Source organism: Roseateles koreensis (genome assembly GCF_028595305.1).
GTDB lineage: Bacteria > Pseudomonadota > Gammaproteobacteria > Burkholderiales > Burkholderiaceae_C > Paucibacter_A > Paucibacter_A koreensis.
This window is the reverse complement of the sequence record NZ_JAQQXS010000005.1, coordinates 287,551-294,476: the sequence shown is the minus strand read 5'-3', so window position 1 is coordinate 294,476 and position 6,926 is coordinate 287,551. Positions and strand designations below refer to the sequence as shown.

The 6,926-nt window shown below is 60.3% G+C and carries 5 protein-coding genes and 3 tRNA genes; 2 read left to right on the top strand and 6 right to left on the bottom strand.

The annotated features are described in order from the left end of the window. The 4 genes from PRZ01_RS07665 to PRZ01_RS07650 all read right to left on the bottom strand — a co-directional run. The coding region (locus tag PRZ01_RS07665) for a GTP-binding protein (protein WP_273596189.1) at window positions 1-145 on the bottom strand (145 nt) is incomplete at its 3' end. Between the two features lie 60 nt (window positions 146-205). After that, window positions 206-280: transfer RNA gene (locus PRZ01_RS07660), tRNA-Thr, on the bottom strand. Window positions 281-383: 103 nt separating this feature from the next. After that, window positions 384-457 (bottom strand) — tRNA-Gly (locus tag PRZ01_RS07655). A 141-nt stretch (window positions 458-598) separates the two neighbouring features. Beyond that, window positions 599-684: transfer RNA gene (locus tag PRZ01_RS07650), tRNA-Tyr, on the bottom strand. A 615-nt stretch (window positions 685-1,299) separates the two neighbouring features. On the opposite strand from PRZ01_RS07650, the gene PRZ01_RS07645 reads away from it, so the two are divergent. Both PRZ01_RS07645 and PRZ01_RS07640 read left to right on the top strand, forming a co-directional pair. Further along, on the top strand, window positions 1,300-3,939 hold the full coding sequence (locus tag PRZ01_RS07645; RefSeq protein ID WP_273596178.1) for a TonB-dependent receptor: 2,640 nt from the start codon (window positions 1,300-1,302) through the stop codon (window positions 3,937-3,939). A gap of 141 nt (window positions 3,940-4,080) precedes the next feature. Then, on the top strand, window positions 4,081-4,797 hold the full coding sequence (locus PRZ01_RS07640; RefSeq protein WP_273596177.1) for a DUF6445 family protein: 717 nt from the start codon (window positions 4,081-4,083) through the stop codon (window positions 4,795-4,797). A gap of 51 nt (window positions 4,798-4,848) precedes the next feature. Here the strand turns inward: PRZ01_RS07640 and PRZ01_RS07635 are convergent, their stop codons facing one another. Beyond that, window positions 4,849-5,916: an acyltransferase family protein gene (locus tag PRZ01_RS07635; protein WP_273596176.1), complete on the bottom strand. Its 1,068-nt coding sequence runs from the start codon at window positions 5,914-5,916 to the stop codon at window positions 4,849-4,851. A gap of 39 nt (window positions 5,917-5,955) precedes the next feature. Further along, on the bottom strand, window positions 5,956-6,924 hold the full coding sequence (locus PRZ01_RS07630; RefSeq protein WP_273596175.1) for a glycoside hydrolase family 16 protein: 969 nt from the start codon (window positions 6,922-6,924) through the stop codon (window positions 5,956-5,958). Window positions 6,925-6,926 lie beyond the last annotated feature (2 nt).

The following is a 6,926-nucleotide window of genomic DNA, read 5'->3' as shown; positions in this document are numbered from 1 at the left end:
GGTCGTAGGCCTTGGCCTCGCCGCCGAACTTGGCCGACAACACGGTGGCGATTGCAGCCGTCAGCGTGGTCTTGCCGTGGTCAACGTGACCAATCGTGCCGACGTTGACGTGCGGCTTGGTACGTTCAAACTTGCTCTTTGCCATTTCTGCGCTCCTGCGAGGATCTGATCAGACTTCAGAAAAAAGATACTAAGAGAAAAGCGGTGGTGCCCATGACGCGGATCGAACGCGTGACCTCTCCCTTACCAAGGGAGTGCTCTACCACTGAGCCACATGGGCATCGACACAGATTTGCTGACCTTGCTTTCAACGAAACCCGAGAGTCTCAAATCAACAAATCTGTGGCGACGACTTTTCTACTGCCTTCAAACAAAACAAGCACTGGAGCGGGAGACGGGAATCGAACCCGCGTGATCAGCTTGGAAGGCTGGAGTTCTACCATTGAACTACTCCCGCCCGGGAGCCTTGCATTCTATTTCTAGAACCATCTCACCACCCCTTGATGACCCTGCCGCCAGCGCTTTAACGCCTCAACGCCTCAACGCTTAACGCATCAACGTTTACCGCCAACTTCACGAATCAAGTGATGTTTTGCCTTGGTGGAGGAGGCTGGATTCGAACCAGCGTACTCGTTAGAGGGCAGATTTACAGTCTGCTGCCATTAACCACTCGGCCACCCCTCCGAGGCAAGCCCGCAACTATAGCACAGCATTTCTCGAGCGCAAACAACTTTCTCAAAAACTTTGAAATGAGTCGCCACCAAGCTGTACCCACACCCGCGCCTTGCGTGACAACACCCATCAACAACTGCACGGCAACTGCACCACAGCGACACCACCAAGGCGCCACAACAGCACCTTGCCCGCCAAACAGAACGACCCATAGCAACACGACTGACGCAACGCCCCTCAGCCACCAACACACCCCAGCCCGCAACAAGCCACGCACTCCAAAGCACAAGCAGTTTGAGCCCACCGCGTACCGTCATAACAAGTAATACCAATCAGCTACCAAGTTCGTTCCCGCCCGCCAACAGCAGCCACTCGCCCCAGAACCTCGACAAAAAGGGACATCTACGAAGACATCCAAGGTGGCGGCGCTGCCACAGCAGGGAAAACACGGACCTGAAATTGGTAGCAAAGTGGCACTACTGGGTCGTATAGTGGCATGGCATTGGTTGCATTCGTAAGACATTGGTGGAAGCCAACACAGACCATCGCTTGAATGGGTATGGTGCAAGTGGGCTTCCTTTGGAAACTGGCCGTTTCGATTCTTTTGGCCACATCGAGGAGCATTTCATGAAGGTCCAACAAAAGCCGATCGCTGCTGCGGTCACGATGACGCTGCTGGGGTTTGCGCTCGCTGCGCAAGCCCAGCAAGCTGAGCAAAAGCCCGCGCCCGCAGCCGAAACGGCCCAGCTCGAACAAGTGGTGGTGACGGGTATTCGCGCCTCGCTGCAGTCCGCCGCCAACATCAAGCGCAACGCCAGCGCCGTGGTTGACGCCGTGTCGGCAGAAGACGTGGGCAAGCTGCCCGACACTGACGTCGGCCAATCTCTGGGCCGTATTCCTGGCATTTCCGTCGGCCGTGCTTTCGGTCAAGGCGCATCGGTGTCGATTCGCGGCTCTGACCCGCAGATGACTTACACCACCTTGAACGGCCAAACCGTCGCTTCGACCGGCTGGTACGACCAGATGGACGTCGACCGCTCGTTCAACTACTCCTTGCTGCCGTCCGAAATGGTGGGCGGCATGGAGGTCTACAAGTCCTCCCAAGCTGACCTGACCGAAGGCGGCATTGGTGGCACGGTCATCGTGAAGACTCGCAAGCCGCTGGACATGGCCGCCAACACAGCCTTTGTCAGCGCCAAGTACGGCCGCGGCACGATCAGCGACCCAGAGAAGGAAGTTTCCGGCCTCTACAGCTGGAAAAATGCTGCCCGTACCTTCGGCGCACTGGTTGCCGCAGGTCACTCTGACGGTGCCTACATCCGCCGCGGCATCGAAGCCGACAGCCGTTGGTCTTCCGACGTGGCGCCTACAGCTTTCGTGCAAGATCGCAAGCGCGATGCGTTCAACGTCACCTTGCAAGCCAAGCCAATTGACGGCCTGGAAGTGGGCCTGAATGTGCTGAGCCTGAAACTCAAGGCCAACAACTCGAACAGCAGCGACTACATCTTCCACGACGCCAATTGCGACAAACGCGACACCGGTGTTGTCTCCGCCTTCAACCCCAATGGCGTGTGCTTGCACAGCACCACCACTGCGGCCAATCCGTTGATGAACCAGTTCTACCAGAACTGGGCCCGCGCTGCCGAAATGAGCTCGGACAGCGTCACCTTCGACGGCCACTACAAGACCGAAGGCGCCAAGTTCGACTTCGTCGCCGGCAACACCAAGGCCGACGGTGGCACATCGTTGACCACCAACTACGCCTATGGCTGGTGGGACACGCCTGCCAAGTGGCAAGGCACCATCGATGCCACCGGTCATCAAATCTCCGTGAACCCGACGTCGAACCAGTCCTTCGGCGTGTCGGCTTTGCCGGCAACGAGCTCGCCTGAGACCTGGGCGACGTCCAAAGGCCCCAACAAAGATCAGGAAAAGTACGCCCAACTGGACGCGACTTTTGACCTGAACGTCGGCGTGCTGTCGGCATTCAAGACCGGTATCCGCCTGGCAGACCACACCTTCGAGAAGCGTTCTTTCCGTCCGATCTGGAACAGCACCATTGCCCCTGTCAACACCGCCGGCCTGTTTGACGGCTCGGTCGGCGTGGCCAGCTGGAACGTGCCGCGTCCGAACATCAGCGCCATGCTCGACAACACCAGCAAGAACATCTCTGGCTGGATCGAAGACCGCTCGGGCTACAGCGAGTTGAACGAGAAGAACAAGTCGGCCTACGGCATGTTCGAGTTCGACACCCAAGGTATGCGCGGCAACTTCGGCCTGCGCTACATCTCCACCGACGTGAAGAGCACGGGCTACGCCTTTGACGGCTCTCCCCTGGCCGCTGGCGACTACTCGGGTAACCAGAACTGGGGCCGCACGCTCGCCACCAAGTCTGCCAACTACAACGACGTGCTGCCCAGCGCGAACATCTCGTTCGATCTGAGCCGCAATGCCGTGATGCGCGTGGCGGTATCGCAGACCATCACCCGCCCGAACTTTGCCAATATGTTCGGCGTGACGGTGTCGGGCTACGGCGACGACCGCGTCGGCAACGAAACCTGGACCAATGGCAGCGTTTCGCTCAAGCCCATGAAGTCCAGCAACGCTGACATCGGTGTGGAGTACTACTACGGCAAGGGCAATCTGGTCTCCGCCACGTTCTTCACCAAGGACATCTCGAACTTCATCACCGCTGACGTGAAGAGCAACCAGCAAGTCGGCCTGGTTGACCCTGTGTCCAAGGTGGACAACTGGACGGTTCAGACCTACGTGAACTCGGGCGGTGGCCGCATCCGCGGTCTGGAGTTGCAAGCCAACCATGCTTTCGACAACGGCTTTGGCGTGATCGGCAACTACACCTTCACTGAAGGTACGGCACCGGCCAGCAGCTACCTCGACGGCCTGGGCGTCTTCACACAGGCTTCCAAGCACAACGTGAACATGGTCGGCTACTACGAGACCGAGTCCTACGCTGCGCGCCTGGCCTACAACTGGCGCTCGAAGTACATGATTCGTGAAGGCGCTTTCTGGTACGGCAACCGCATGCACGACGCCTTCGGTACGCTGGACGCCAGCCTGGGCTGGAACGTCACCAAGAACGTGAAGCTGTCCCTGGACGCTGTCAACCTGCTCAAGCAAGACGACGTGCAGTACGGTGCTGCTGATGCCTCCAACTCGGCCATCAAAGATCCTCTGCGCGCCGGCTTCCCCGCCTGGTCATTCAAGGGTGAAACCACCTACAAACTCGGCGTGAGCGCCAAGTTCTAAACAGCCTCTGCGCTGTGACTGCAAATGCCCGGCCTTGGCCGGGCATTTTTTATGCAGAGAGACAATTCAGGCGTTTTGTTAGCGGGCAGCCCCCCCGCCTTGGTAGCGCTCCCGCCCTCACTCCTTCACACCCGATTGACCATGTCTGATCCCTACGCCCTGCGCATGCCCCCGGTCATCCAGTCGGTGGATATCGGCGGGCATCCCGTCATCTTCATCGACGATTTTCTGGAAGACCCGCAAGCCATGCTGGACGCCGCTTGCCTCGCCAAGTTTGAGCCCTATCCCGGCGTGTCAGAAAAAAAGGGCTACCCCGGTATTCGTGCTCAGGCGCCCGCCGACTATTCGGCCAATCTCACGGCCTTGCTCGATCCCTTGATCCGGGTGAACTTCGGCATTCCAGAGCAACTCGCCCTGCGCAAAAGCATCTGCGCCTTTTCATTGACCACCACGCCGGAGCAAGAACTCGGCCCGCTGCAACGCACCCCGCACTTTGACGCCAGCACATCTCACCACATGGCAGTGCTGCTCTATCTCTGCGATGAACGCCATGGGGGCACCGGCTTTTACCGCCATAACGCCACCGGCCTGCGTCAGATCACGCCCGAAACCCGCGAGCACTATCTGGACGTGTACTACGACGAGATCAATCAACGGCGCCCACTGCCGCGGTACTTCGATCAATCCGACGAGCAGTTCACCTTCTTGGGAGGTATGCCTGCCCGATTCAACCGCCTGGTGGTCTATCCGGGCAGCCTCTTGCACAGCGCCTGCATCAACCCGGCACTGAGCCTGGACAGCAATCCGCGCAGCGGCCGACTGACGGTCAATACCTTTTACGACTTCGGCACGGCTTGAGCATAAGCGTTGGGGCGAGCCTCCCGGCCCGGCCCTCTCCGCTCGCTGAAATCACACCTTGAAATAAATACCCCGGCGGTCCAGCGCCATCACAATCGCCGCCCACACCGCGACAAAGGCGATCGCAAACGCCAGCGATTGCCCCCAAGGGCCGATGTAGGGCTGCAGCCAACCGAAGCCGGAGGCATACAAGGGCGCCATCCAGCCAAAGCCTTCCAGTAGCACGGTGCACATCCATGCGCCAGCATAGGCCGCGATGGCATTCACGCCAAAGCTGCGCCCCAGCGCAGGCCAGCCAGCCCGATCGATCAGGGCATGCGCCCCCGCCAAGGCCAGAGCGCCCAGGCCGCCGGTCCACAGCACAAAGCTTGGCGTCCACAACTGTTTGTTGAAGGGCAACACGGCAGAGCCCAGCCAGCCAAGCGCCGCAGCCGCCAGCCCCTGCAATAGCAAAGACCGCACGGCGCCACGGCGCAACAAATCACCCGCACGGGCGCCGAGCAGGCAGGTTGCCAAGGCGCCCAAGGTGCTCACAATCCCCTCAGGGTCATGGCCCAGGCCGGTACTCGCAACCCACTCATAAGCGAAGCGGCCCAGCACGGCCGCGTCGAAGCGGGAGGCCACATTGCCCACCTTGTCCAAGCTGCCGCCGCCGAGCAGCAAGGCCGCGTAAGCCGTCAGCAGCGCGGCCAGCAACAACCATTGCGAGCGCTTTCTCAAATAGATGACCGCCCAACCGACCAGCGCGAAGCAGATGCCAATGCGCTGCAATACGCCCGGGATGCGAAATTCCGGCTTGTGCATCAACCACCAGGCCAGCAAATGCAGCACCAAGCCCAGCACCATGATGCGCAGCGCGCGTTGGCCCACCATTTTCGCCATCGGCGCTTTGGACGCGCCCGACTCAATCCGGCCGCCCAAGGCCAGCGAAATCGACACGCCAACGATGAACAAAAAGAAGGGGAAGATCAAATCGGTGGGCGTACAGCCGTTCCACGCGGCATGCTCCAGCGGTGCGTAAACATGCCCCCAATCGCCGGGATTGTTCACCAGCAACATGGCGGCCACGGAGAGCCCCCGGAGAGCATCAACAGATGCATAGCGCTTTGCTGAGCTCATCGCACTCACCCTCATCACAGAAAACGAAACATCACGGCGTCAAAAATCACAGGGGCTCGGCAATGCGGGCTGGCCCACTGGCACCGTGTCGACCTGGGTGACCCCGGCGGCGCGCAATCGCCTCACTTCGGCCAGCACCTGCCTGGGGCTCAGCACCTTTTGGCGGGCATGAAAAACCCAATCCACATCCTGCTCATAAACCCGTGGCTCAGCGCTTTGCGCCAGCAATTCGCCGGGTGAAAACCACAGATTGAAATTGATGGACATGGGCACCACCGGATAGCTGCGGCCTCCGTGTTCGGCCAGCAAACGGCCGTCCAGATAGTGCCGCGTCTTGCCCCCGGCCACCTGCAGCATCAGCACATGCCAGCCGTCGACAGAGGTGAATTCTTCATGGCTCTGGTTATAGGCCAGCCAGGGCTCAATGCGCGCCGTTTGCCAGGTGATGCCGTACAGCCGCGTTTTGTCGCTGCCCCAACCGCCGTTGGGCAGGTACTCAAAATCAAGCTCGCTGAACTCCGGGTCCAGGTCGAACTGCAACGGGCTGACCACGTAGAAGGTCTGAATCACCGGGTCACCATCGGCGCCGCGCACCGGTGTGTCGCTGAAACGCACCCTGGCGGCGTAGGTGCCCTCCAGGTATTTACGTGCATGGCACAGCTGGACCTGCCGGGTGCCAGCGCCCGTACCGTCCGTCACTGCTTGCAGGCGCAACAAGCGATTACCCGGCTGCGTCGGGTCGGCCACCATGCGCAACTGGGCGGGGTCCCACTGGGCCCCAGGCACGCCGGGGTGCCCGGCTTTGCTGCGCGCAGCCCAGCCCTGGTTCAACAGCCCCGCTGTATCGGGGTAAGAGAAATCATCAAAAAAGAGGCCGGCCGATGCAGTACCCGATGCAGTTGCAGCCACAGCTGCGGCCACACCAGGCAGCGCAAAGGCCGAACCCAAGAGCAGACACGCCGCAGCAAATGCTGCGGCGGCCCGGAGAAAAACATTGTGCGCCGCCACGA

Coding starts and splice junctions, on each gene's coding strand:
- PRZ01_RS07645 (WP_273596178.1), top strand. CDS start 1,300: ATGAAGGTCCAACAAAAGCCGATCGCTGCTGCGGTCACGATGACGCTG.
- PRZ01_RS07640 (WP_273596177.1), top strand. CDS start 4,081: ATGTCTGATCCCTACGCCCTGCGCATGCCCCCGGTCATCCAGTCGGTG.
- PRZ01_RS07635 (WP_273596176.1), bottom strand. CDS start 5,916: ATGAGCTCAGCAAAGCGCTATGCATCTGTTGATGCTCTCCGGGGGCTC.